A 21,706-nucleotide genomic window follows, 5' to 3' on the forward strand; every position below is an offset into this window, starting at 1 on the left:
GGCAGAAACCCACAGCGAGTATAGGTCAAACGGAAAGTATTTTCTGAGGAGGGCGAATCCGGGAGAACGAAGTGTGGTTGGGCTGCTATGAACGGGAACGCAACAGGGGGGCGCACAGCGCTCCGTACAGCGGGTGTCGTACTGGTTCTCCTCGGGCTGACGGTCCAGGCCGGGGCAGCACAGGTGCCGATTTCGCAGGGGGTGGCCGCCGCCGACGGGACGACCGACGCCGCGAGCGCGGTGTCGGTCGAGACCACGTGGGCGGACACGGGCACCGATTCGTCGTACTACGTCGGCGGGAACGTCACGTCCCTCGCCGACGGCGCGAACGCGACGGTCTGGTTCGAGTACCGGGCCGAGGGCGCGGACTCGTGGCAGTCGACGCCGCGCCAGACCCTCGCGTCCGCCGACTCGTTCAGCGAGTACCTCACCGGTCTCACAGCGGGTGAGACCTACGAGTACCGGGCCCGCGCGGAGGCTGGCAACGACACGGCGACGGGAGCGGTCCGGACGTTCACCGTCGCGGACGCGCCGCCGGCGGCTACCACCCGCTCGCCGGAGCGGGTCACCGAGCGGGGGGCGACGCTGACGGGCTACGTCGAATGGCTCGCCGGCGCCGACTCGGCGGAGGCGGTCTTCCTCGTCAGTCCGGCGGGCTCCGACGAGGTGATCCCCACCTCGGCGCAGACGATCACCGACGTCGGACCGGTGAACCGGACGTTCGGACAGCTGGCGCCGAACACGACCTACGAGTACGCGCTGCACGTCCGCGCGAGCGACGGCGACAACGCCACCGGTTCGTGGGTGCAGTTCACGACCGACAGCGAGTTCGCCGTGTCCACCGGGTCGGCCGGCCCGGTCAACCAGACCGGCCTGTCGGTGACCGGTAACGTCACGGACCTGGGCGGCGCCGACGCGGCCACCGCGACCGTCGAGTATCGCCTCGCCGGTACGACCGAGTGGGCGGTCGCCGACCGGACGAAACTCCGGTCCACTGGCGAGGTTGCCGCGACGGTCACCGGTCTCGACGCGGGCACGATGTACGACGTCCGCGTCACCGGCGAAGCAAGCGACGGCGACGCCGACACCGGTTCGGTGATGACCATCGCGACCGACGCCGAACCGGCGCCCGCGGTGGAGACCACCGGTGCGACCGACGTCACCCAGCACCGGGCGACGCTGGCGGCGACCGTGACCGACCTCGGGGGCGCCGACAGCGCGGAGGTCGACTTCCAGCTCCGCCGGGTCGGGACCGACGACTGGTGGACGTTCGAGACACGGAACGTCTCGGGGCCCGCGGACGTGAACGCCACGTTCCTGGACTTCCAGGCGAACACGACCTACGAGTACCGGACCGTTATCGAAGCGAGTGACGGCGACCGCGCGACCGGCGGCGTCGAGACGCTGACCACCGACACCGCGTTCGCGGTCCGCACCGCGTCGGCGAGCGCGCGCAACGACAGCGCCGTGACGGTGACGGGCGAAGTCGCCGATCTGGGCGGTGCCGACGCCGCTACCGCGACCGTCGAGTTCCGCCGGGCCGGCGCGACCGAGTGGGTGGTCGTCGACCGGGCGACACTCGCGAGCCCGGGGACTGTGACCGCCACGGTCACCGGGCTCGACCCCGGGACGGCGTACGAGGTTCGCGTGACCGGCGTCGCCAGCGACGGCGACGACGACGCCGGCGAGACGCTGGCCGTGCGGACGGACAGCCCGCCGGCGGTCGCGACGGCCGACGCCGTCGACGTGACCGACTCCTCGGCGACGCTCACCGGTGATCTGACCGACCTCGGCGGTGCCGAGCGCGCGCGAGTATCCTTCCAGTACCGCGTCGAGGGGGCCGACGAGTGGCGGACCACGGCGGCTACCGCCGTCAACGTGACCGGCTCGTTCGATAGCGCCGTCTCGGGTCTCGACGGGTCGACCACCTACGAGTACCGCGCCGTCGTCGAGACGAGCGACGGCGAGCGCGCCGAGGGCGCCGTCCGCACGCTGACGACACAGAACGCGGCCGACGCACCGGAGATCGACTCGACGTCGATCAGCCAGGCGAACTCGCCGAATCCTCACCTGGAGTTCACGGCCCACTGGCGGGTGACCGACGACGACGGGGACCTCGACAGCGTGCGCGTCGAAGTCGTCGACCGCGACGGGGCCGTCGTCGATAGCGCCACGACGGACGCCAGCGGCGGTCGGGAGTCCGGGTCGAACTCGTTCAAACTGAAACACGTCGACGACGAGCAGTTCACGGTCCGGGTCACCGTCACCGACGAGACCGGCCGGACCACGACCACCACTCGGACGGTCTCCGAGTGACGAAACCGGGCTGAGAACCCGTCGGGTACGGCGACCCCACCGGGCGGTCGCGGTCGGGACTGGTTCGCGTCGCTGCCCTCGTTCTCTCGCGGACCCGCTCCCGGTCGTCGGAGCCGACGACGGAGAACGCGCGACTCGGTTTGCGGACCGATCGCCCCGCAGAAAGAAGTGAATCAGCGGTCGCCAGCTGGACGACAGCCGGGTGCGGTGACTCCGGAGTCAGTCCTCGTCGGCGTCCGCTCCGGCCGTCGGTCCGCGCTTCTGGAGGAGCGCGCTGCCGCCGAGCGCCGCGAGCGCGGCGCCGACGCCGAAGCCGGGGCCGCCGTCGGAGGTCGTCTCGCCGCCGTCGTCCTCGGGGGTCGCAGTCGGCGTCTGGGTGGAAGTCGCCGTCGGTTCGGCCGTCGGGGTCGGCGAGGCGGTCGGCGTCTGGGTGGGCGTCGCCGTCGGCGTCGACGTGTCCGTCGGGTCCGCTGTCGACGCTGACCTCGGGGCGGCGTCGCCACCGAGTTTGACGAGCCAGGCTTCGCCGGGCGTCTCGGCGTTCTCGTCGTCGGTCAGGGCCCGGCCGGCCACCGCGATCCCGCCGTCGCTCGTCACGACCACGTCCTGGAACGCGTTGGTCTGTTTGCGGGCCGGTTCGACCGACCACGCCAGTTCGGTGCTCGCGTCGAACGCACCCAGCCAGGCGCTGGACTCGTTGGTCTCCTGGTTCGTGAGCGAACCGGTGACGTAGGCGGTGTCGCCGTCGCCGGCGACGCTCGTCAACGTGTGTCGCTGGTTCGACCCGTCTGTCTCGAGCGTCCGCGAGGTCCGGATCGACCCCGACCCGTCCGCCGCGACGACCCACGGCGACGTCTCGAACTGCGATCCGGTCACGCCGACGAGGAGGTAGCCGTCCTCCGTCGCGGCGTGGTCGACGATCTGATTCGCCTGGTTCGGTTCCCCCTCGGTCCGCTCGGCGATCTGCGTTCGCCAGTCGACCGACCCGCGCTCGTCGAAGCGGAAGAGGACGCTCTTCAGCGGCGGCTGGTCGCCCTCGCTCTCGGGCGGGTCCTGGAGTATCCCGCTCGCGACGAAGCCGTCGCCGTCCCGGAGGAGCGACTGGACGCCGGAGAGCCGGTCCTCCAGGAACCGGTGGCGCCACTGTTCGGTCCCCTCGGCGTCGACTTTTATCGCGACCGCGGTCGCCGTGTCCGCGTTCGTCTCCTCCCCTTGTTGCAGGACGTACCCACCGACGACGTAGCCGTCGTCGACCGCCTGCAGCGCCAGGGCGGCCATGCTCACGTTCTCGCCGTCGATCGACGGACCGTACGTCTCCCGCCAGGACTGCTCGCCGTCGGCCGTGACCTTCCGGAGGGAGAACTGCTCGTTCCCCAGGCGTCCGCCCAGCAGGACGAATCCGTCGTCGGCCTCGACGATCGATTTGAGCGGGAACGACTCCTCCGTTCGCTCGATGAGGTGGCTCCACCGGCCGGTGCCGCTCGCGCCGTCCACGGAGAACAGCCAGTCTGAACCTGAACCGTACTGCGATTGCTGTGCGCTCCCGAGCGCGATCAGGTCGCCGTCCTCGCTCTCCAGCAGGGCGCTGGCGTTGTTGTAACTGCGGGGACCGTACGCCCGGTTCCAGCGGACCTCGGGCGGGTCGAGTGCGCGGTTGGAGGGCTGTTCGACGGGGCCCGTCCCGGTCGCTCCGGCGACGGAGGCTGCGCCGACCGAGACGGCGAGCCCGGCCGACGCCAGCAGGCGGCGTCGCGTCAGATCGCTGTCCATACGAGGGCGAGTTCGGAGAGGCAACAGATAAACGACACTATCTCCTGCCAAGAACGCGATCCATCGCCTGGCCGTCCCTACGCGTCGTCCGGGTCGTCACCGGACGACGGGCGGGATCGTTTGCGGAGCGCGCTGCCGCCGAGCGCCGCCAGCGCGGCGCCGACACCGAAGCCGGGACCGTCGTCCGCCGTCGTCCCCGCATCGGTCTCCGGGCCCGACGCGTCGGTCGTGGTCCCGACGGCGCTCGGTGTCGACGTCGGCGACGGCGTCGGCGAGGGTGTCGGGGAGGGGGTCGGGGACGGCGTGGTCGTCGCTGCCTGCGTCTCCGTCGTCGTCGCGCCCGGCGTCGCCGTCGGGGCGGGGTCGCCCCCGAGTTTCACGGCGAGGGCGTCGGTCGCCGTCTGCCCTCCCTCGACGTTGGCGTTCCCGAACACGAGCAACCCGTCGTCTTCGGTCCCCAGCGCGGTGATCGCCTGGCTGCCGTTCGCGAACTGCTGGGTCGCCGACCACTGGCGGGACAGGTCGCTGTCGACGCCCGTCGCCCAGACGCTGGCGGGATCGGTCGTGGTCGCCTGTCCGACGCCGACCAGCGCGTACCCGTCTTCGAAGGGTCTGATCCCCTGGAACTGCCCGATCTCCATGTCGGCCGGTCGCGTCTGCAACTGCCCGGTCCGCTCGCCGCTCCCGTCGACCGACAGGACCCACCCGCGCTGGCCAGCGAGTAGCTCCGGCGACGTGGCGCCGGCGGCCAGGTAGCCGGAATCGGTGGCGTACACGTCGTAGAAGAAGTTGAGCTGGTGGTCGGTCTCGTCGGTCGCCTCGCGGTAGGTCTCGGACCACTGTTGGTTGCCCTCGTCGTCGACTTCGAACAGCCACCCGATGAAGGGCGGTTCCTGATCCTCCTCGGTCGACTCCGCGCGCGTCCCGCCGCCGACGACGTACCCCCCGTCGCCCGTCGCCGCGAGACTCGCGACGTAGTTGGTGTGGCGCGGCCCGTACGTCTGACTCCACTGCCGCTCGGCCTCCCCGTCGATCCCGAACGCCCACGCCGAGACGTCGAGGACCGTCTCGCCGCGAGCGAGTCCGATGGCGACGTACTGTCCTTCGCCCGCGGACACGAGCGAGGCGACGTTACCGCCCTGTCGCGGCGATTCGACGGTCCGTCGCCACTGCACCTCGCGGTCGGCGTTCAGCTTCAAAAACAGCGGTTCCTGGCCCTCCGTCGGCTGACCGCGGTATCCCCCGAGGAGGAAGCCGCCGTCGTCGGTCGCGACGACCGCGTTGACGCCGGCGCGTTGCTCGGCGTCGATCGAACGCTGCCACCGGCGGCCGCCGCGCTCGTCGATCGAGAACGCCCACGGCCGGACCGACTCGGGGTCCTCGCCCGACTGGCCGACGACGACGTAGTTCCCGTCGGCCGTCCGGAGGGCGTCCTGGACGGTGTCAGTCGTGGCGCCGTCGTAGGTCTCCGACCAGCGGAGCGGGGGCGGGTCGGCGGCGGACCCGTCGCCGGTGGCGGCCGCGACTGTGGACGCGACGGCACCCCCTCCGAACAGCGCGGCCCCCGATGCGAGCAGACTGCGCCGCGATAGCTCTCGTGTCATATAAACTCCAGTTGCGGCGGACGATAGATAAACGGCGCTGTTCGAGGCCGGTCGGACCGTCTACCCGGCGGCGGCCCCCTGGTTTCGGGTCCGCCCGGGAGCGGGGGCTTTAGGTCGGCCGCCACCGAATCGGCGTCTATGAGCTACGCGACGAAGTTCACTCTCGGCACGATCGGCACCGCTGCACTGCTCGCAATCGCGCTCGTCCTCGTCTTCCTGGCGTAGACGCGGCGGTCGACGACAGTCGGCGCGTCTGCGCGGTCCGGACCGGTGGCGTTTACTCCGGACGGCCCCTGTCGACGGACGTGAACACCTCGCCGAACAGCGACCTCGCCGCGGTCGAGCGCGACGGACGCGCGGTCACAACGCTCGCAGGGGCCGACTGATGTTCAGCGAACGCGACCTGTCGGCCGATCTCGTGGCCGTTCGAGACGAGCACGCCCCCGGCGCGGTCGTCCTCGACTGCGCCAGGGATTTCGAGACGCTCCCCGCCGCGCAGGCCGAGGACCTCGCGCTGCTCACCGACTCGTTCGAACCCCGGTCGTACCCGGACGAGTGGCTTCCGGCGGACGCACCGGAGATACTCCGGCGGTACGCGAGCGACGATCTGACGATCGGCGCACCCGGGGACGGCGGCGTCGCCTGGACGCACCAGACCGACCCGCCCGTGGTGCTCGTCAAGCCGCGGTTAGGGGGGTCGCCCGACCCGTTCGTCGACTTCCTCGTCGCCGAGGCGCTCGTCCAGGTCGGCCTCGACCTGCCCGAACACTTCCTGGGCTTTTTCGGCGAGCGCTACCGCGACCTCGCGGCGGCCGCCGAGGGCCACCTCGATCCCACCGGCACGTACCAGCTCGCCGCCGCGCTCTACGACGCCTACCTGGGAATCCACACTCGCCAGGTGTTCGCCGACTGGACGGGCGAGCACCCCGATCTGTTCGACGCCTGGGTCGACGCCGGCGAACGGCTCGAACCCAGGCTCTCGGCCCTCTCGACGGACCTCGCCACGGGCGCGACCGGCTTCGGCGACGCGGCGGAGTTGGCCTGCGCCGCCGTCAAACACACCGGGGAGCGAAGCTCCGAGACCTCTCACTCGCAAGCGCGCGAGGCCGGCCCCGAACTACCCACGCCGTTCGGCGCGCTCGGCACCGAGGCCTACCGCGAGTACGGCGCCGACTACGCCGTCGAGTGGGCCGAGAAGACGTTCGACCGACTCGAGTGACCGGCCGACCCCCGTGCGGACCGTTCACACGACCCTCGTTTCGACTGGAACGACCGCCCGATTCCCGCGAGCGGCCGATCGCGGTACGCGGCGCGTATGACGAGCGTCTGACGCCGCGAGTGAAAGTGAAATAATACAGCAGAAATTCCATGACGTGGGCGGGGTTCGAGTCGAAACAGAGGGGTTCGTCCGAGAACGGGCCGTAGCGGCCCGTTCAGTGGAAACCAAGGGGTTCCGAACTGGTGTCGAAACGGAGGTCGAGTCGCACGTACCGGCCGCGAACGGGGTTCGCCGCGACGCGCCGATAGGCCGGAGAGCCCAGGGGCGAGTACCGGACCGTTCGGAGACGGCGGTGGGGGAGCAGTGCGGGAGCGACCTCAGTCTCCGGCGGACTTCATGCCGGTGTCTTCGAGGTCCGCGCCGCCGACCGACGAGCGCAGGGCGTCCATGCCGTCGTCGCGGTCGACGCCGAAGTTGTCCTGGTAGAGTTCCTCCACCCGCTCCATCTCGGTGTCGGAGAGCGCGGGCGTGTCGGCGGCCGCGGCCCACTCGTCGATGTCGTCGGTAGTGCGGAACGTCGGCGTGACCGACGCCACCTCGTCGTGGCCAAGCAGCCACTGGATCGACGCCTGGCCCATCGTTCGCGTGCCTTCGGCGTGGTCCGGATCCTCGAGGAACCGAAGCGCCTCGACCTTCTCCCAGCCCGTCTCGTACCACTCGTCGGGGCGGTGGGCGCGGTGGTCGCCCTCGCCGAGTTCGGTGTCGGGCGTGACCTGCTCGTTCAGGAGTCCGGAGGAGTGGGGGACTCGGGGGACGACGCTCGTGTCGGCGTCGAGGTCGCGGATCGTCTCGATGGCGTGGCGACCGGGCGTCTGCTCGAAGACGTTGAAGACGAGCTGGACGGCGTCGAAGCCCTCCTCGACGGCCTTGGTGGCCTCGGCGAGCCAGCCGATCGAGGGGCCGAGCGCCCAGCCGACCGAGTCGACGCGGCCCGACTCCTGGAGCGCGTCGAGCGCGTCGAGCACGTCTTCGTCGACCTCGTCGACGTTGGCGTTGTGGAGCATCAGGTGGTCGACGTACTCCATCCCTAGCCGATCGAGCGAGCGGTCGAGCGCCGTCTCGATCCACTCGGCGTCGACGCGCTTGGGGAGTTCGCCGTGGCCGGCCTGGGGGTTGTTGTAGAAGTCGTAGCCGACCTTCGTCGAGATCGTGACCTCGTCGCGGTACTCGCCGAGGGCCTCGCCGACGAGTTCCTCGCTGTCGCCGTGGCCGTACACGTCGCCCGTGTCGAAGTACGTGATGCCGCGGTCGACCGCGTGGTGGAGCATGTCGACTGCCTGCTCGCGCGTGCGGTCGCCCCACCAGTCGGTGCCGACGACCCACGCGCCGAAGCCGACTTCGCTGACCTCGACGCCGGAGGATCCGAGTTCGCGGTGGTCCATGCCCGAAGGCTTGGTGGTGGTCGCACTTAGCCGCCGCGGTTGCGCGCCGTCGGGCCCGACCGCGGTTGCGGGCCGCCCGTGGCGCCAGCGCCCTGTCGCTCGGAGCCGGATCAGTCGCTCGCGGTCTGGGGCTGGACGGCCGCCGAGTCGTCGCGCCGGTAGTAGGTCGCACCGGGCTCGTCCGCGCCCGCCGAATCGATGTGGCCGGCGTCTTCGAGCCGGTCGAGGTGTGGCTCCAGCGCGTCGTACGTGACGGTCACGTCGGCCGTGTACGCGAGCTGTCGACGGATCACTGTCGTGTCCGCGCTGGGCCGATCGTCGAGGAACTCGAGGATCTCCCGCTGGATCGCGTAGAGGTGTGCCATTGACGGGTACGTGGACGGTCGGGCATATAAGCCCCCTCTGAGTCGGGTTCGAGTAAAGAATAGAAACGCGCTCGTCCCGTCACTGGATCGCGTCGAGCCGTCGCTCCATGTCGCGTTCGAATCGCTCGGCCGCTTGCGCTGGCGGCGCGTCGACGTGCTCGACGTGTTTGTCGAAGAAGCCGGCCGTCCCGAGCAACTGGACCGCGTCGTACACCGGTTCGCGCTCCTCGCGACCGCCGGGGAGCGATCCGGCCCGTTCGCGGTACCCCTCGCGGAACGCGCCGACCAGTCGGTCACCGACGGCGTCGTCGCCCCAGTCGCGCAACCGATCCTCGACTCGGTGGAGTTCACGGGCGGGGTCACCGACGTGGGCGATCTCCCAGTCGATGAACCCGACCTCCGTATCGGTGCGGAAGACGTTCGGCATCGCGGGGTCGCCGTGGACGAGCGTCGCCGGCGCGCGATCGAGCGTCCGGGCGTTCGCCCGGACGGCCTCGATCACCGCGTCGTAGTAGTGGTCGTACCGGTCGGTCGAGCCGAGCGTCCGTTTCTGCTCGATATCGGCGACCAGGGTCTCGGTCCACGAGTCGGTCTCGACGGTGAGCCCGCCGGCACCGCCGGCGACGATCCGACCGTGGCGGTCGAACTCGCGAGCGTGAATCTCGGCGAGCGCCGCGCCGACGCGTTCGATCTCGCGTTCGCGCTCGTCGGTCGACCATTCCGCCCAGGGCCGGTGGAAGTTCTCGCCGGCCATCGGCGCGGTGACGAGATACGGCGTCGAGCCGGCGCTCGCGCTCGCGAGCACCGTCGGGACCGCCACGCCGCAGTGCCGGTCGACGTAGTCGATCGCCGCCAGTTCCGTCGCGATCCGGGCGCCGTCCCCGTCGGTCGCGACCTTCGCGAAGGCCGCGTCGCCGTCGGCGAACGCGACGCGCACCGACCGGTTCGCGTCGTTCCAGGAGGGGCCCGACTCCGATATCGCTTCGACCGCGCGGCCCGGGAACGCGTCGTCGAGGACCGACTCGAACGGCTCGTCTCCGTCGTCCATCGTCTGTCTCCCCGTTTTCGCCCTCCCCGTTTGAGCGTTGCCGTAGCGTGGGACGGCGTGACGTACGGGGTCGGGAGCGGATCGTCTCCGCCGGTCACTCCTCGCCGTCGAGTCGCCCTTGCAGCAGCCGTCCGGCCCCGCCGAGGGCAGCGACGGCGCTCGCGACGCCGAACCCTGGGCCGTCCGCAACGGTCTGCGCGTCCGTGGCGTCGTCGGTTCCGTCCTCCGTCGTGGCACCGTCGTCAGTCCCATCCTCCGTCGCGGCCCCGTCGGCGACGGCCGACGGTGCCGTCCCGGTCGCGGCCTCGCCGGCACCGGGATCGGTCGCGGCTCCGTCGGTCGCCGTCGCCGCGTCGGCGGATCCGGTGCCGGTCGCGGTCGCTTCACTCGCGAACGCCCCGGCGAGTGCGGACGCGCCGCCGACCACCGGCAGGTCGACGGTGGTCTCGGCGAGCGAGAGCCGCACCTCGGAATCCCCCGGCGGGTGGAGGGTAAACAGGCGGTCGCTGGCGTAGACGACCAGCCCGATCCGCGAGCCCGCTTCGAAGACGTGGTCGGTCGCCTGCAGCGGGAACTCCGCCTCGACGCGCTCGCCCGACTCGACCGGGCTCGACTCCCGCAGGGACTGCTTGTAGGCGACCGGCGAGTCGTACTCGCCGTAGGAGGGGCGATTCAGCGGGTCGGCCCACCCGCGAGTCACGATCTCGGCCCCCTCGTCCGCGAACTCGACGAGCGCGGCGCTCACGACCGTCGGGTCGTCGAACGACAGGGCGAGCGAGGGGACGACCTTGCCGCTGACGTGGACCGACTCGGTCAGCGGCGGCGTCTCGTAACGCAGTCGGTGGGCCGATTCCTCGACGGCGACGAGGTCGCTCGCGAGCGTCGACGAGTCGTCGACGAACGACTCCTCGCCCGCGGCGGTTTCGTTCCCCTCGACGCCGACGCCACCGGCTGACGCGCCCCCCGGTGTCAATCGGACCGTGGCAGGTTCGGTTCCGGGCACCGGCCACGTCTCGTAGGTCTCCGCGGACCCGCCCTCGACCGAGCGGGCGCCGTGGACGACGGTCACCGGGTCCTCGTCCATGACGCCGTTGTCCTCGCCCTTGAGCCAGTGGGCCCACCACCGGTCGAGGAGCGACTCCCAGGTGTCCCCGCGGGGTGGGGCATGGCGCCCGCCGTGCAACCAGAGTTTCAGCGGTACGTCCGCCCGGTCGAGCATCTCGTACCAGTCGGCGCCGTTGTTCGGTTTGACGATCGGGTCGTCGACGCCGTGGGTCACGAGGACGGCCGCCTCGACGTCCTCGGCGTCGGGGAGGAACTCCCGCTCGTGCCAGAAATCGTTGTAGTCGCCGGTCTCGTGGTCCTCCTTCCGTTCGGTGCGCTCGGCCCACGCCTCGCAGTCCGAACGGTTCACGTTCGTGGCGGCGACCCAGGAACTCAGGTCGGCGATCCGGTCGCTCCGGTTCTTCACGACCGAGATGGGCGTCCCGTTCGACCGAAAGAGCGAGTACTGGCCGTTGTTCGCGGAGTTGGGGACGATCGCTTCGAGGCCGTCGACGCCGGTCGTCGCCGCGGCGTTGGCGAGTTCGCCGTTCGCGGACGTCCCGATCATCCCCGTCTTGCCGGTCGCCCAGTCGGCGGTGACGGTCTCACCACCCGACTTCGCGTCGTAGGCGCTCACGCGGCCGTTGAACCAGTCGACGACCGATGCGATCGCCCGCGCCGTCTCGGGCCCGGCGGCCGTGTAACAGCCCGTCGACTCGTGGGTCCCGAGCGTGGATATCAGCGCGACGGCGTACCCCTGCCGGAGGTAGCGCCGCTCGAGGGCAGCGAGCGGAGCCGCCCCGCTGGCGGCCGCCCCACTGGAGCCCGCTCGGCCGGCGAGGGGCGGCCTGTGGCTCGGCGACCCACCCGGCCCTCCGCCGGTCGACCCGACGCCGTCGCTCGAAGCGGCCGCACCGCTGTCGGTCGCCGCCGCATTCGATGCGCCGTCCGCGGAGAGCTCGATCGCCCGGTCGTAGAGCATCTCCGGCGTCGTATCGCCGTGCGTCTGCTCGGCGTAGTACGGGCTCGCCCGCGCGATGACGGGCACCGGTTCGCCCCCGTCGGTCGACTCCGGTCGCGACACTCTGACGTACACCCGGTCGAGGTCGCCGTCGCCGTCCGTGTCGACCTCGGTCTCGACCCACGCTTCTTCCCGGATCGGCGCGGGCCCGTCTCGGTCGGCGCCGCGCTCCGTCCCGCTCGAACCGGCGACCGCCCGGCTTGCAAGCGCACCGCCGCCGATCCCCGTCGCGGACACCGCCGCGAGCAGCCGTCGCCTGGACAGCGAGCCTGTTGACGTCGTTGCGGCGCGTTCCCCCTCGTCTCCATCGGTCGCGGAGTTCGACATCGTCCGGCGATACCGAGGGGGAACAGTTCGGACTTTCGAAACGTCAAATTCGCCTGAACGTAACGGACGATGATCCGGATACCGCGGCCGTCGCGATCCACCGACGTGGCGTGCGAGTCGAGCGCTCGTCCGCCGCCGACTGAAGTCACCCGTCGGGCGACTCGTCAGCCGTTGATTCGGCGGTCTCGGCGGTCTCCGCGCTCGCAGAACGGCGCAGCGTCGGTCGCGCGACGGCGGCCCGCCACCGGAGCGTCCCCTCTCGCAGTCGCACCCACCAGCCGAGCGCCGCGACGCCGGCGGCGAACGCGACGAGCGCGACGAGGCCGCCCTCGGGGCCGAACGAGCCGCCGGTCACCAGTTCGGGGCCTGATTGCTCGACGGCGAGGACCGTCGCGGGGGTCCTGACGCCGCTGACGGGGAAGCCGAACACCGACGCGAGGGAGAAGTTCCACGTGACGTGGAACCCGATGGCGACGGCGATCCGCTCGGTCAGGAGGTAGCTCGCGGCGAAGAAGCCGCCGAACAGCAGGATGTTCGCGATCGCCAGCGGCGTCACGTTCGGGTTCGAGCCGTGTCCGACGGCGAACGCGAGGCTGGAGACCGCGGCCGCGCCGGCGAGCGCGCCGCGGTGGCCGACGCCGAACCAGCCGTCGAGCCCCTCGGCGACGTTCGTCAGGAGGTAGCCGCGAAAGAGGAGTTCCTCGAAGACGCCGACGCCGACGAAGTACGCGAACGTGAGCGCGACCGCGACCACGACGGGGACCCCGGGGCCGACCGCCAGCGAGGGGTCGGCGCGGGTGACGAGCGCACCGGTCACGCGCAGGAAGCCGGCGGCGAGTTCGAGCGCGAACACGAGCCCCGGGAGGACGACGCCGAGCGCGAGGCCGAACGCCAGATCCGCCCACCAGGCCCGCGAACGGCCCAGTCCCAGATCGACGAGGCGGCGGCGATCGATCAGCCACGCGGCGGCGAGGATCCCGGCGACGAATCCGGCGATCGGGAGCGTCCGCGCCGCGACGGTGACGAGCGCGGCGAGCGTCGCCGGGGCCGTGCTCGGGGCGAACGCCGCCAGTCCCGACGCGGCGACGAGCCCGCCGATCCCGCCGACGAGCACCAGCAGCGTCGCGAGACCGAGCCGCCAGAACGCACGCGGTCGGTCCTCGTCGTCGTTCCAGAGGAGGCCGCGGAGCGTCCGCTCGGGTCGCGCCATCGACGGTAGGTCGGCGCAGGGCGGGATAAATCAACCGACGCCGCCGGGCCCGATAGGGGGTGGTGACGTTCGTGTCACCCCGTAACGCGCCGGTAAGGAAACCCCTATTGTCGGCGGGACCGATCGGCAGGTATGACAAAGCGCCACGTCTCGCTCCCTCCGGGCGGCGAGGAAGGCATCCACGCGTTCATCGAGGAGGTCGACGAGCGCCTCCGCGGCGAGGAGGACACCTGCGACGTGGTCGAGGACGTGCTCGTCGACCTGTTCGGCGACCGCGAGGCCTACGAGCGCTGGCAGTCCGGCGAGTCGGTCTCGCCCGCCGAACGGGTGCGGCTCCAGGGGTACGACCCGTGCAACGTCACGCTGGAGAGCGAGTACTACGCCGAAGTCGAAGCCATGGACGACGGCGAGTTCGAGCACACGAAGTACCTCCAGTGGCTCTGGCGCCAGTTCGACGCCACGCCGATGGCCGACAACGTCGAGTTCGCGCTCCGCTTTCGCCGCATGCTCGCCGACCACCTCTTCGCCGACGTGGGAGCGGACTGTCGCTTCTTCAAGGGCATCACGTTCACCTACGGGCACAACATCTCCGTCGGCGACAACGTCGTCGTCCACGACGACGTCCACCTCGACGACCGGGGCATGCTGACCATCGGCGACCGCGTCTCCATCTCCGACGACGCCCACCTCTACAGCCACGACCACGACGTCAACGACCAGACGGCCGTTGACAACTACCACACGATCGTCGAGGACGACGCCCGCGTCACCTACGACTCGATGGTCCGCGCGGGCGTCCGTCTGGGGGAAAACAGCGTCCTCGCCGCCAAGTCGATCGCCGGGAAGGACGTGCCCGCCCACCACATCGCCGCCGGGACGCCCGCCAAGAGCATCGCCGTCAAGGACGGCTGGGAACCCGTCGCCGACCCGCTCGAAGACGCCAACGTCGACCGTCGCGGACAGCGAAAACTCGACTACGAGCTCCCGGAGACCCTGAACGTCTTCGACGAGTTCGAACGGGACCGCCAGCCGCCGGGACACTGAACGGCCGCCGCCGACCGGACGGACCGTCCGTCACAGACCGAGCAGCGTCACGTCGCCGTTCGTCGACCGGACCTCCAGAGTGTGCTCGGACCCGTCGCTGTTTTCGTCACTACCGCCGTTCTCGTTCCCGCCGTTCTCGTCACCGGCGCCGTCGAGTCGCCCCTCGATCCGGCGGTCGCTCGACCGCTCGACCGTCAGCGAGACGCCCGACACCTCGGCGTCGCCGTTGCTCGTCCGCAGGATGACGGCCGCGCGCACGTCGTCGGCGACGGCCGCCGTCACGTCGCCGTTGCTGGACTGGCAGGTCACGTCGCCGCGAATGTCGGGCACGTCCACCGTCACGTCGCCGTTGGTGGTTCGCGCGCCGTCGAGGCCGGCGACGTCGCTCGCGGACACGTCGCCGTTCGTCGACCCGACCGTGACGAAACCGTCGACGCCGTCGGCGCTTACGTCGCCGTTCTCTGACCGGTAGGTTCCGTCGCCGGTGACGTCGTCGGCGCTCACGTCGCCGTTCTCCGAGGCGACCTCGACGACGGACAGCCCATCGGGGACGGTGAGGTCGAGCGAGACGGTGACGTTCACCTGACGATCGGGGTACTGCGGTGCGATGGTCAGCGTTCCGTCTTCGACGCGGCCCGCGACCGTCACGTCGTCGAGGGCGTCCTCGCCGGATCGGGACTCCTTGCGGACCGTCCCCGAGACGGCGCCGCCGTCGCCGGCCGCGACGGTGACGTCACCGGAGTCGGTTCGGACGACCAGTTCCTCCGCGTCCTCGGGGTCGAAGTCGCGGTCGGTGGTTTCCGTGTACGGCTCGGTCGAGACGACGCAGCCGGCCAGTCCGAGCGCGGCCACGAGGCCGCCGCCCGCGCGGAGGAGCCGGCGACGAGACGTCTGGGGCGTTGGAGGGGATCCCATTCACACGGGGTGACACGATCGGTGCGCAAAAACGTGGCGGTCGGGCCGTCGTTCGGCCGGTTGGCGCTTTGCCGGCCAAACACCCAAGTGTCGTGACAACGTATACCACGACATGGAACCCTGGGGCTGGATACTCGTCTACCTCGTCGGGTTCACCCTCTTCCAGCTGCTGCTGGTGCGGTACTTCTCGGACGACCGGACGCTGGGGGGCGTCTCGCTGGAGTCGAACGAGGCCTCGCCGCCGCAGTCGGGGGAGCCCGGTCGCTCCGTCGGGGATCCGAACCGGCCGGTGGCGGGCGACGACGCCGACGAGGGGGACGACGGGGGCGACGGCGTCCACTGTCCGCACTGCGGAGCGCCGAACGCCGACGAACCGACGTTCACCTACTGCCGGAAGTGCCTCGCACAGCTCCGCTGACCTGCGCCGGTCACCGTCGGCGGGGACTCGTGGGGATGGTCTCCCCGACGACGCGGCAATATTCGAACGATTATCAGCCCTGAAAAATAGGGCATAAAGGTCTATACCCGGAACGGGCATTGCTCTGTATGCGCGTCTCAAGCGGCGTTCCTGGATTCGACGAGATCGTCCAGGGCGGCCTCCTGAAAGACAGACTCTACGTGGTGAGCGGCCCTCCAGGCAGCGGGAAGACGACCTTCTCCTCGCAGTTCATCACGCAGGGCGCCAAAGCGGGGGAGAACTGCCTCTACGTGACGATGCACGAGACCAAGGAGGAACTGATGCAGGACATGTCTGGCTACGACTTCGGGTTCGACCAGGTGATGGCCTCGGGGAAGATCCAGTTCCTCAACCTGATGACCGACAGCGGCAAGCGGACCATCACCCAGTTCGGTACGGAGGGCGGGCTGACGAACCGGATCGTCGCCTTCCTCGAACAGCAGGACATCGACCGGGCGGTCATCGACTCGACGATGCTCCTCCAGCACTTCTTCAACGACGTCTCCGACGAGATCACCGGCTTCCTCTCGGCGCTGAAACAGACCGGGACGACGGTCGTCCTCATCTCGGAGATGACCGACCCCTCCTCGTACGCCGACGAGCACTACCTCGCCCACGGGGTCATCTTCTTCCACAACTACCTGGAGTCCGGCGGGATGACCCGGGGCGTCCAGGTGATCAAGATGCGCGGGACCGCCATCGACTGCGACATTCGCGCGATCGACTTCTCGGATAGAGGGCTGCGGGTGATGCCGGACAAGAAGGTTGAGGCCTGACCCATGGGACTGTACGACGAGAAGTACGGCACGTCGTGGTCGACGCTCGACCAGGACGAGGCGACCGAGCGGGCCTACGCGCTGGGGGTCGCCGAGTCCCTCGGGGAGTACGACCGCGAGGAGTTCGAGGCCGTCCACGACGAGATGGACACCGCCTACGCCAAGAGCATCGTCGAACTGGCCTTCCGCGAGGGGAAAAACGAAGGCCGGGAGGCCGCCCCCGCGGGCGACGGCGACGACCAGCGTGTGTGGGAGGAGCTCGTCGAGGGCGACCCCGTCACGGTCGACGAGGACGACGTCCCGACCGGCGGCCGCGACGGCCTGCCCGAGGCCGTCGACAAGTTCGGCGGCATCGAGAAGCCCAACCCCGACGATATCGACGCCACCGACCGCCCCGACTTCCTCGACAAGTAGGGAAGCGGGCGCGCCCGCGCGACGTGGCCCGCGTGTCGCGCCCCCCGGGACGAGGTGCTCCCATGCCGCGTCCCTCGGGACCAGGTGCCCGCGGACCGCAACCGGCTTGCCGTCTCGGTGACATACGGTGGTATGGTCGCCGCGGATCTCCACGTCCACACGACGAACTCCGACGGAACCTTCCGCTGTCGTGAGGTCGCCCCGGCGGCGCGAGCCGCAGGCCTCGCCGCCGTCGCGGTCACCGACCACGACCGCCTCCATCCCGATATCGACGCACCCGTCGTCGACTGCGACGGCGTCACGCTGATCCACGGGATCGAACTCCGCGTCGAAGCCGACGACCAGCGGGTCGACCTGCTGGGCTACGGCGCCCGGCCGACCGACGCACTCATCGCCGAGATCGACCGCCTCCAGCGCGACCGCGTCACGCGCGGCCGCGCCATCGTCGAGTGCGTCGAGGACCGCCTCGGCGTCGACCTCGGGATCGATCCCGGCCCGGGCCTCGGCCGGCCAGACATCGCGCGCGCCGTCGTCGCCAGCGACGCCGACTACGACGCGATCCCGGAGGTCTTCGACGGCCTCATCGGCGACGGCGACCCCTGTTACGTCGCCCGGGACGTCCCCTCGTTCGAGCGCGGCCGCGAGTTGCTCGCCGAGGCCTGCGAGTTCGTCGGACTCGCTCACCCCCTGCGCTACCCCGAACCCGAAGCGGCGCTCGAACTGGCGCCGCGGCTCGACGCGCTCGAGGCCGTCTACCCCTACGGCGCCCGCGGCCACACCGGTTCGACCGGGTCGCTCGACGAGGCGCACGTCCGGGAGGTCGCCGAGCGCCACGACTGTCTGGTCACCGGCGGAAGCGACGCCCACGACCGTTCTCTCGGGGAGGCCGGTCTCTCCGCCCCGGAGTACGAGCGCGTCGCCGCCGCGCTGGACGCCGCTCCGTGAGTACCCGTCCTGTTCGTGCCTTCGTGGGAACAACGATCTGGACCGCGGCGTCAGACGCGCGGCGTCCGGTGTCGCAGGGTTCAATGCCCCTCGGGTCCAAGGTCGGGTATGCAGTGTCACTACTGCGACCGCGAGGCCGAGATCGCGGTCGAGAAAGACGGCGTCAAGGTCGGGGTCTGCAAGACGCACTTCCGCGAGCAGATGGAAGAGATCGCGGACTCGGACTGGCTCGACGGCATCGAAGAGGATCTGGACATCGACCGCGCCGAGTGACGCCCTCGTTCGGCCCGCCCAGTGTCCCCGCGAGACTTTACTGACTCGCTGCGCTACCTCTCCGTATGAAACGCGTCTCCCGCGAGGACTGCGAACGGCGAATGGGACCGGCCGCGGACAAGCGTGCCCTCTCGGCAGCCCTCGACGCCGAGGAACTGGCCCTCAACTACTACGAACTCGAACCGGGCGATAGCTTCGGGTTCGGCTACCACCGCCACCCCGAGCAGGAGGAGGTCTTCTACGTCGTCGAGGGAACCGCCACGTTCGAGACCGAGGACGGCGACGTGGAGGTCTCGGCGGGCGAGGCCGTCCGCTTCGCCCCCGGCGAGTGGCAACTCGGGCGCAACGCCGGCGACGAGCGCTGCGTCGCGCTCGCGATGGGCGCGCCACTGGACGCCCGCCGGACCGAGATGCTCCGGGAGTGTCCCGACTGCGGCGGTCGCACCGAGAACACGGTCGAGATGGCCGACGACCGCGAGGGTCTGGTCACCCGCTGTTCCGACTGCGGGACCGAGACCGGTCGCTTCACCTGAACCGGGGCCACCGAAGGGCAGTCAGCGGCCGCTTCGCGCTACACTCTCCGGTCGCGTATCGATCCGACCGTCTCGGAGACCACATCGGCCATTCCGTCCGCCTGGGGACGCTCGTCGGGACCGATCCCGCCGTTCTGCACGTCGAGGGCGACGAAGTACGACGCGAGATTCACGAGTCGGTAGCCGTCGCGCCGTCGTTCGAAGCCGTCGGGGAGCGGCCGGACGGACTCGTAGCCGGCGCGAAACGCCGACAGAGCGGGTCGCGGCGCGTCGGCGCCCGGCCGGCCGAAGACCGGAATCGCCGTCCGCCAGAGATCGTACTCGCCAGGCGCGACCAGCGCGTGCTCGAAGTCGACGAGCGCCGCGATGTCGGTCGGGTCGCCGCTCGCGTCCGTTCCGAACCCGACGTGGTCGGGCAGGGCGTTCCCGTGGCAGAGCACGGGGTCGCCGGCGCCGGCGAACAGGTCGGGATAGTCCTCGACCAGGGTTCGCACCTCGCGGACCGGGTCGACCCACTCGGTGTCGACGAGGTAGGCCTCGAACTCGTCGAGGAGGCCCTGAACGACGCCGACCCAGCGGTCACGCGCGTCGACTGCCAGCGGGTCGCCGTCGCCACTATCGGCTCGGGGGAAGCCGGGCCGGACGAACGTCCCGGCCGTCGCGTCGTGCAACCGGGCGAGGGATGATCCCAGCGCCCGGGCGTACGCCGCGTCGGTCTCGTCTGGGCTGGGGACCTCGTCGTCGGCCGGGAGTCCGTCGAGCCACGAGGCGACGAAGTAGCCCTCGCCGGCGGCGAGCACGCTCGGCACCGGCAGGTCGGTGTGGCGGTCGACGTGGTGGATGACCGCCGCCTCCGTCTCGGGGTCGGCGGTGTCGCCACGGGCGACCTTGCAGACGGCCCGTCGACCGTCGACGCGAACCTCGTAGACGGCGTGGGGCGGTACGTCGTGGAGCTGTTCGCGGATCTCGTAGCGCTCGAAGTTCGTCGCGAGCGCGCTGTGGACGTCCTGTGTCATGGCTTTCGCCGCGTGACGGGCGGCGGCCGGCCGGAGCGGTGCCGCGGCTCCGGCCGGGGAGAAGACGACCGATGCTGGGACCCTCTCGGACAAAAACGTTGTGCCGCCGAACGGGTGCAGTCACCGGGAACCGGCGACGCGTCCGGTCAGGCGTACCGCTCGACGACGTGGTAGAAGGCGAGCCCGGCGATGGCGGGCCCGAGCGTGACGACGAGCGCGAGCGTCACCCACGCGAGCGCGCCGGCGAGGCCGGTGAGAGCGGTGACGTCGGCGCCGCCGGCCGCGCCGGGCGCGACGAAGAGGACGAAACTCGCGACCATCGCGACCGGCCAGCCGAGCGTCGCGTACTCCAGCGCCTCGTCGGGACCGAGGAGCGTCCACCGGTCGAGCAGTTGCTGGCCGATGAGCGTCGGAAAGACGGCGAGCACGAGCACGGCCCCGACTGCCACCCCGGCGAAGACGAGGCCGACGCTCGGACTGACGAACAGCGCGAGCGCGGTCGCGACCGCGGCGAGGAGGCCGACCGACCCCGCCGCGACGGTCCCGAGCGCCGTCTGGAACGAGTCGCGGCGCTGCGAGAGCCCCCACGCGACGAGCGCGACGGCCGGCGACGCGAGAACGAACCCGAAGTAGACGAACACGGCGAGCGCGCCCGTGAACCCGTTTGCCATCGCCGGGTGGTCGCGGTGTTCCCCTATAAGTTCACGGGGAGTAAGCCGCGATGCCGGTCGCTGACCGCCATCGCGCCGACTCCTGCCTCCCGATCACTCGAAGGCCGCGATGCCGGTCAGATCCTCCCCCAGGATCAGCGTGTGGATGTCGTCGGTCCCTTCGTACGTGTACACCGTCTCGACGTTCGCGAGGTGGCGCATCGGCGAGTAGTCGGTCGTGATGCCGTTGCCACCGAGCATCTCGCGGGCGGTGCGAGCGACCTCGCGACAGGTCCGGACGTTGTTGCGCTTGGCCATCGACACCTGCTGGGGCCGCAGGTCGCCCCGTTCTTTGAGGTCGGCGAGCCGGTAGACCAGCAGCTGCGCGGTCGTGATCTCGGTCGCCATCTCCGCGAGTTTGTCCTGCTGGAGCTGGAACTGCGCGATCGGACCGCCGAACTGCTCGCGGTCGTTGGCGTACGCGCGGGCCTCCTCGAAGCAGTCGCGCGCCGCGCCGACCGCGCCCCACGCGATGCCGAAGCGCGCCTGGGTGAGACACGAGAGCGGCCCCTTCATCCCCGCCACGTCCGGGAGGACGTTCTCCGCGGGCACGTAGCAGTCGTTCAACCCGATCTCGCCCGTGACCGAGGCACGCATCGAGAGCTTCCCGTCGATGTGATTCGTGGTGATGCCGTCGCGGTCGGTCTCGACGAGGAACCCGCGGACGGGGTTCCCCTCGGCCGAGCGGTCCCTGGCCCACACGAGCGCCACGTCGGCGATGGGCGCGTTCGTGATCCACGTCTTCGAGCCGTTCAGGACGTAGCCTTCGCCGTCGTCGGCTCGCTCGACGCGTGTCTCCATCGCGCTCGGGTTCGAGCCGTGGTCGGGTTCGGTGAGGCCGAAACAGCCCACCGCGGAGCCGTCGGCCAGGTCCGGGAGCCAGCGCGCTTGCTGGTCCGCCGAACCGAACGCGTGGATGGGGTACATGACCAGCGCGCCCTGGACCGAGGCCATCGACCGGATCCCCGAGTCGCCGGCTTCCAGTTCCTGCATCAGCAGGCCGTAGGCGCGCTCGCCGACGTTCGCGGTCGCCTCGTGGTCGAGATTGGGCGCGTAGAAGCCGAGTTCGCCCATCTCGGTGATCAGGTCCTCGGGGAAGGTGCCGGCCTCGAAGTGGTCGCCGATGTCCGGACGCACTTCCTCGTCGACGAACTCCCTGGCCGTGTCGCGGATGAGCCGCTCCTCGTCGCTCAGATCCGCTTCGAGATCCACGTAATCGAGCATAGTGGACGTTAGGCGGGTTCCGTGAAAAACACT

General features: G+C 70.5%; 20 protein-coding genes. 9 read left to right on the plus strand and 11 right to left on the minus strand.

All coding sequences use genetic code 11. The annotated features are described in order from the left end of the window. Positions 1 to 87: 87 nt before the first annotated feature. Positions 88 to 2,316, plus strand: a complete 2,229-nt coding sequence (locus ACMGFE_RS14175; protein ID WP_436925866.1) for a fibronectin type III domain-containing protein — start codon at positions 88 to 90, stop codon at positions 2,314 to 2,316. 219 nt (positions 2,317 to 2,535) lie between these two features. Here ACMGFE_RS14175 and ACMGFE_RS14180 read toward each other — a convergent pair whose 3' ends face one another. Both ACMGFE_RS14180 and ACMGFE_RS14185 read right to left on the minus strand, forming a co-directional pair. Continuing rightward, a complete protein-coding gene (locus tag ACMGFE_RS14180) occupies positions 2,536 to 4,086 on the minus strand; it encodes a PGF-CTERM sorting domain-containing protein (protein ID WP_436925867.1) in 1,551 nt (516 codons plus the stop codon). A 77-nt stretch (positions 4,087 to 4,163) separates the two neighbouring features. After that, positions 4,164 to 5,690, minus strand: coding sequence for a PGF-CTERM sorting domain-containing protein (locus ACMGFE_RS14185; RefSeq protein WP_436925868.1), 1,527 nt, complete (start codon positions 5,688 to 5,690; stop codon positions 4,164 to 4,166). 385 nt (positions 5,691 to 6,075) lie between these two features. Between ACMGFE_RS14185 and ACMGFE_RS14190 the strand changes: the two genes are divergently transcribed. Further along, positions 6,076 to 6,909: a DUF7089 family protein gene (locus ACMGFE_RS14190; protein WP_436925869.1), complete on the plus strand. Its 834-nt coding sequence runs from the start codon at positions 6,076 to 6,078 to the stop codon at positions 6,907 to 6,909. A gap of 377 nt (positions 6,910 to 7,286) precedes the next feature. On the opposite strand, the gene ACMGFE_RS14195 is transcribed toward ACMGFE_RS14190, so the two are convergent. The 5 genes from ACMGFE_RS14195 to ACMGFE_RS14215 all read right to left on the minus strand — a co-directional run bounded on the left by ACMGFE_RS14195 (position 7,287) and on the right by ACMGFE_RS14215 (position 13,366). Further along, positions 7,287 to 8,351, minus strand: a complete 1,065-nt coding sequence (locus ACMGFE_RS14195) for an aldo/keto reductase (RefSeq protein WP_436925870.1) — start codon at positions 8,349 to 8,351, stop codon at positions 7,287 to 7,289. A gap of 110 nt (positions 8,352 to 8,461) precedes the next feature. Then, positions 8,462 to 8,716, minus strand: a complete 255-nt coding sequence (locus ACMGFE_RS14200) for a hypothetical protein (protein ID WP_436925871.1) — start codon at positions 8,714 to 8,716, stop codon at positions 8,462 to 8,464. Positions 8,717 to 8,795: 79 nt separating this feature from the next. Then, on the minus strand, positions 8,796 to 9,764 hold the full coding sequence (locus tag ACMGFE_RS14205) for a phosphotransferase family protein (RefSeq protein WP_436925872.1): 969 nt from the start codon (positions 9,762 to 9,764) through the stop codon (positions 8,796 to 8,798). Positions 9,765 to 9,858: 94 nt separating this feature from the next. Beyond that, positions 9,859 to 12,156, minus strand: a complete 2,298-nt coding sequence (locus ACMGFE_RS14210; protein ID WP_436925873.1) for a CocE/NonD family hydrolase — start codon at positions 12,154 to 12,156, stop codon at positions 9,859 to 9,861. A gap of 145 nt (positions 12,157 to 12,301) precedes the next feature. Then, a complete protein-coding gene (locus ACMGFE_RS14215; RefSeq protein ID WP_436925874.1) occupies positions 12,302 to 13,366 on the minus strand; it encodes a CPBP family intramembrane glutamic endopeptidase in 1,065 nt (354 codons plus the stop codon). Positions 13,367 to 13,498: 132 nt separating this feature from the next. Here ACMGFE_RS14215 and ACMGFE_RS14220 point away from each other — a divergent pair, with 132 nt between their 5' ends. Next, positions 13,499 to 14,410, plus strand: coding sequence for an acyltransferase (locus ACMGFE_RS14220; RefSeq protein WP_436925875.1), 912 nt, complete (start codon positions 13,499 to 13,501; stop codon positions 14,408 to 14,410). 30 nt (positions 14,411 to 14,440) lie between these two features. On the opposite strand, the gene ACMGFE_RS14225 is transcribed toward ACMGFE_RS14220, so the two are convergent. Then, positions 14,441 to 15,325: a DUF4097 family beta strand repeat-containing protein gene (locus ACMGFE_RS14225; RefSeq protein ID WP_436925876.1), complete on the minus strand. Its 885-nt coding sequence runs from the start codon at positions 15,323 to 15,325 to the stop codon at positions 14,441 to 14,443. Between the two features lie 112 nt (positions 15,326 to 15,437). Here ACMGFE_RS14225 and ACMGFE_RS14230 point away from each other — a divergent pair, with 112 nt between their 5' ends. From ACMGFE_RS14230 to ACMGFE_RS14255, 6 genes are all read left to right on the plus strand, one after another. Beyond that, positions 15,438 to 15,743 (plus strand): DUF7577 domain-containing protein, encoded by a 306-nt coding sequence (locus ACMGFE_RS14230; RefSeq protein WP_436925877.1) that lies wholly within the window; start codon positions 15,438 to 15,440, stop codon positions 15,741 to 15,743. A gap of 128 nt (positions 15,744 to 15,871) precedes the next feature. Continuing rightward, the gene (locus ACMGFE_RS14235) at positions 15,872 to 16,558 is read left to right on the plus strand and encodes an RAD55 family ATPase (RefSeq protein ID WP_436925878.1); all 687 of its coding nucleotides are present in this window, start codon (positions 15,872 to 15,874) and stop codon (positions 16,556 to 16,558) included. 3 nt (positions 16,559 to 16,561) lie between these two features. Next, positions 16,562 to 16,972, plus strand: a complete 411-nt coding sequence (locus ACMGFE_RS14240; protein WP_436925879.1) for a DUF8057 family protein — start codon at positions 16,562 to 16,564, stop codon at positions 16,970 to 16,972. A 132-nt stretch (positions 16,973 to 17,104) separates the two neighbouring features. Continuing rightward, positions 17,105 to 17,917, plus strand: a complete 813-nt coding sequence (locus ACMGFE_RS14245) for a PHP domain-containing protein (RefSeq protein WP_436925880.1) — start codon at positions 17,105 to 17,107, stop codon at positions 17,915 to 17,917. 108 nt (positions 17,918 to 18,025) lie between these two features. Further along, the gene (locus tag ACMGFE_RS14250; protein ID WP_006882760.1) at positions 18,026 to 18,190 is read left to right on the plus strand and encodes a DUF6757 family protein; all 165 of its coding nucleotides are present in this window, start codon (positions 18,026 to 18,028) and stop codon (positions 18,188 to 18,190) included. A 65-nt stretch (positions 18,191 to 18,255) separates the two neighbouring features. Continuing rightward, positions 18,256 to 18,723: a cupin domain-containing protein gene (locus tag ACMGFE_RS14255; RefSeq protein WP_436925881.1), complete on the plus strand. Its 468-nt coding sequence runs from the start codon at positions 18,256 to 18,258 to the stop codon at positions 18,721 to 18,723. A 38-nt stretch (positions 18,724 to 18,761) separates the two neighbouring features. On the opposite strand, the gene ACMGFE_RS14260 is transcribed toward ACMGFE_RS14255, so the two are convergent. From ACMGFE_RS14260 to ACMGFE_RS14270, 3 genes are all read right to left on the minus strand, one after another. Beyond that, positions 18,762 to 19,739, minus strand: coding sequence for a phosphotransferase (locus ACMGFE_RS14260; RefSeq protein ID WP_436925882.1), 978 nt, complete (start codon positions 19,737 to 19,739; stop codon positions 18,762 to 18,764). Positions 19,740 to 19,885: 146 nt separating this feature from the next. Then, entirely contained in the window at positions 19,886 to 20,410 is a 525-nt protein-coding gene (locus ACMGFE_RS14265; RefSeq protein WP_436925883.1) for a hypothetical protein, read from the minus strand. Positions 20,411 to 20,503: 93 nt separating this feature from the next. Continuing rightward, complete coding sequence (locus tag ACMGFE_RS14270; RefSeq protein WP_436925884.1) at positions 20,504 to 21,673, minus strand: acyl-CoA dehydrogenase family protein; 1,170 nt, start codon at positions 21,671 to 21,673, stop codon at positions 20,504 to 20,506. Between the last annotated feature and the right edge of the window lie 33 nt (positions 21,674 to 21,706).

Source organism: Halosimplex amylolyticum (assembly GCF_051414035.1).
Taxonomy (GTDB): domain Archaea; phylum Halobacteriota; class Halobacteria; order Halobacteriales; family Haloarculaceae; genus Halosimplex; species Halosimplex amylolyticum.

Excerpts from the sequence above, each read along its gene's own strand:
- ACMGFE_RS14175 (WP_436925866.1), top strand. The coding sequence starts at position 88 with ATGAACGGGAACGCAACAGGGGGGCGCACAGCGCTCCGTACAGCGGGT.
- ACMGFE_RS14180 (WP_436925867.1), bottom strand. The coding sequence starts at position 4,086 with ATGGACAGCGATCTGACGCGACGCCGCCTGCTGGCGTCGGCCGGGCTC.
- ACMGFE_RS14185 (WP_436925868.1), bottom strand. The coding sequence starts at position 5,690 with ATGACACGAGAGCTATCGCGGCGCAGTCTGCTCGCATCGGGGGCCGCG.
- ACMGFE_RS14190 (WP_436925869.1), top strand. The coding sequence starts at position 6,076 with ATGTTCAGCGAACGCGACCTGTCGGCCGATCTCGTGGCCGTTCGAGAC.
- ACMGFE_RS14195 (WP_436925870.1), bottom strand. The coding sequence starts at position 8,351 with ATGGACCACCGCGAACTCGGATCCTCCGGCGTCGAGGTCAGCGAAGTC.
- ACMGFE_RS14200 (WP_436925871.1), bottom strand. The coding sequence starts at position 8,716 with ATGGCACACCTCTACGCGATCCAGCGGGAGATCCTCGAGTTCCTCGAC.
- ACMGFE_RS14205 (WP_436925872.1), bottom strand. The coding sequence starts at position 9,764 with ATGGACGACGGAGACGAGCCGTTCGAGTCGGTCCTCGACGACGCGTTC.
- ACMGFE_RS14210 (WP_436925873.1), bottom strand. The coding sequence starts at position 12,156 with ATGTCGAACTCCGCGACCGATGGAGACGAGGGGGAACGCGCCGCAACG.
- ACMGFE_RS14215 (WP_436925874.1), bottom strand. The coding sequence starts at position 13,366 with ATGGCGCGACCCGAGCGGACGCTCCGCGGCCTCCTCTGGAACGACGAC.
- ACMGFE_RS14220 (WP_436925875.1), top strand. The coding sequence starts at position 13,499 with ATGACAAAGCGCCACGTCTCGCTCCCTCCGGGCGGCGAGGAAGGCATC.
- ACMGFE_RS14225 (WP_436925876.1), bottom strand. The coding sequence starts at position 15,325 with ATGGGATCCCCTCCAACGCCCCAGACGTCTCGTCGCCGGCTCCTCCGC.
- ACMGFE_RS14230 (WP_436925877.1), top strand. The coding sequence starts at position 15,438 with ATGGAACCCTGGGGCTGGATACTCGTCTACCTCGTCGGGTTCACCCTC.
- ACMGFE_RS14235 (WP_436925878.1), top strand. The coding sequence starts at position 15,872 with ATGCGCGTCTCAAGCGGCGTTCCTGGATTCGACGAGATCGTCCAGGGC.
- ACMGFE_RS14240 (WP_436925879.1), top strand. The coding sequence starts at position 16,562 with ATGGGACTGTACGACGAGAAGTACGGCACGTCGTGGTCGACGCTCGAC.
- ACMGFE_RS14245 (WP_436925880.1), top strand. The coding sequence starts at position 17,105 with ATGGTCGCCGCGGATCTCCACGTCCACACGACGAACTCCGACGGAACC.
- ACMGFE_RS14250 (WP_006882760.1), top strand. The coding sequence starts at position 18,026 with ATGCAGTGTCACTACTGCGACCGCGAGGCCGAGATCGCGGTCGAGAAA.
- ACMGFE_RS14255 (WP_436925881.1), top strand. The coding sequence starts at position 18,256 with ATGAAACGCGTCTCCCGCGAGGACTGCGAACGGCGAATGGGACCGGCC.
- ACMGFE_RS14260 (WP_436925882.1), bottom strand. The coding sequence starts at position 19,739 with ATGACACAGGACGTCCACAGCGCGCTCGCGACGAACTTCGAGCGCTAC.
- ACMGFE_RS14265 (WP_436925883.1), bottom strand. The coding sequence starts at position 20,410 with ATGGCAAACGGGTTCACGGGCGCGCTCGCCGTGTTCGTCTACTTCGGG.
- ACMGFE_RS14270 (WP_436925884.1), bottom strand. The coding sequence starts at position 21,673 with ATGCTCGATTACGTGGATCTCGAAGCGGATCTGAGCGACGAGGAGCGG.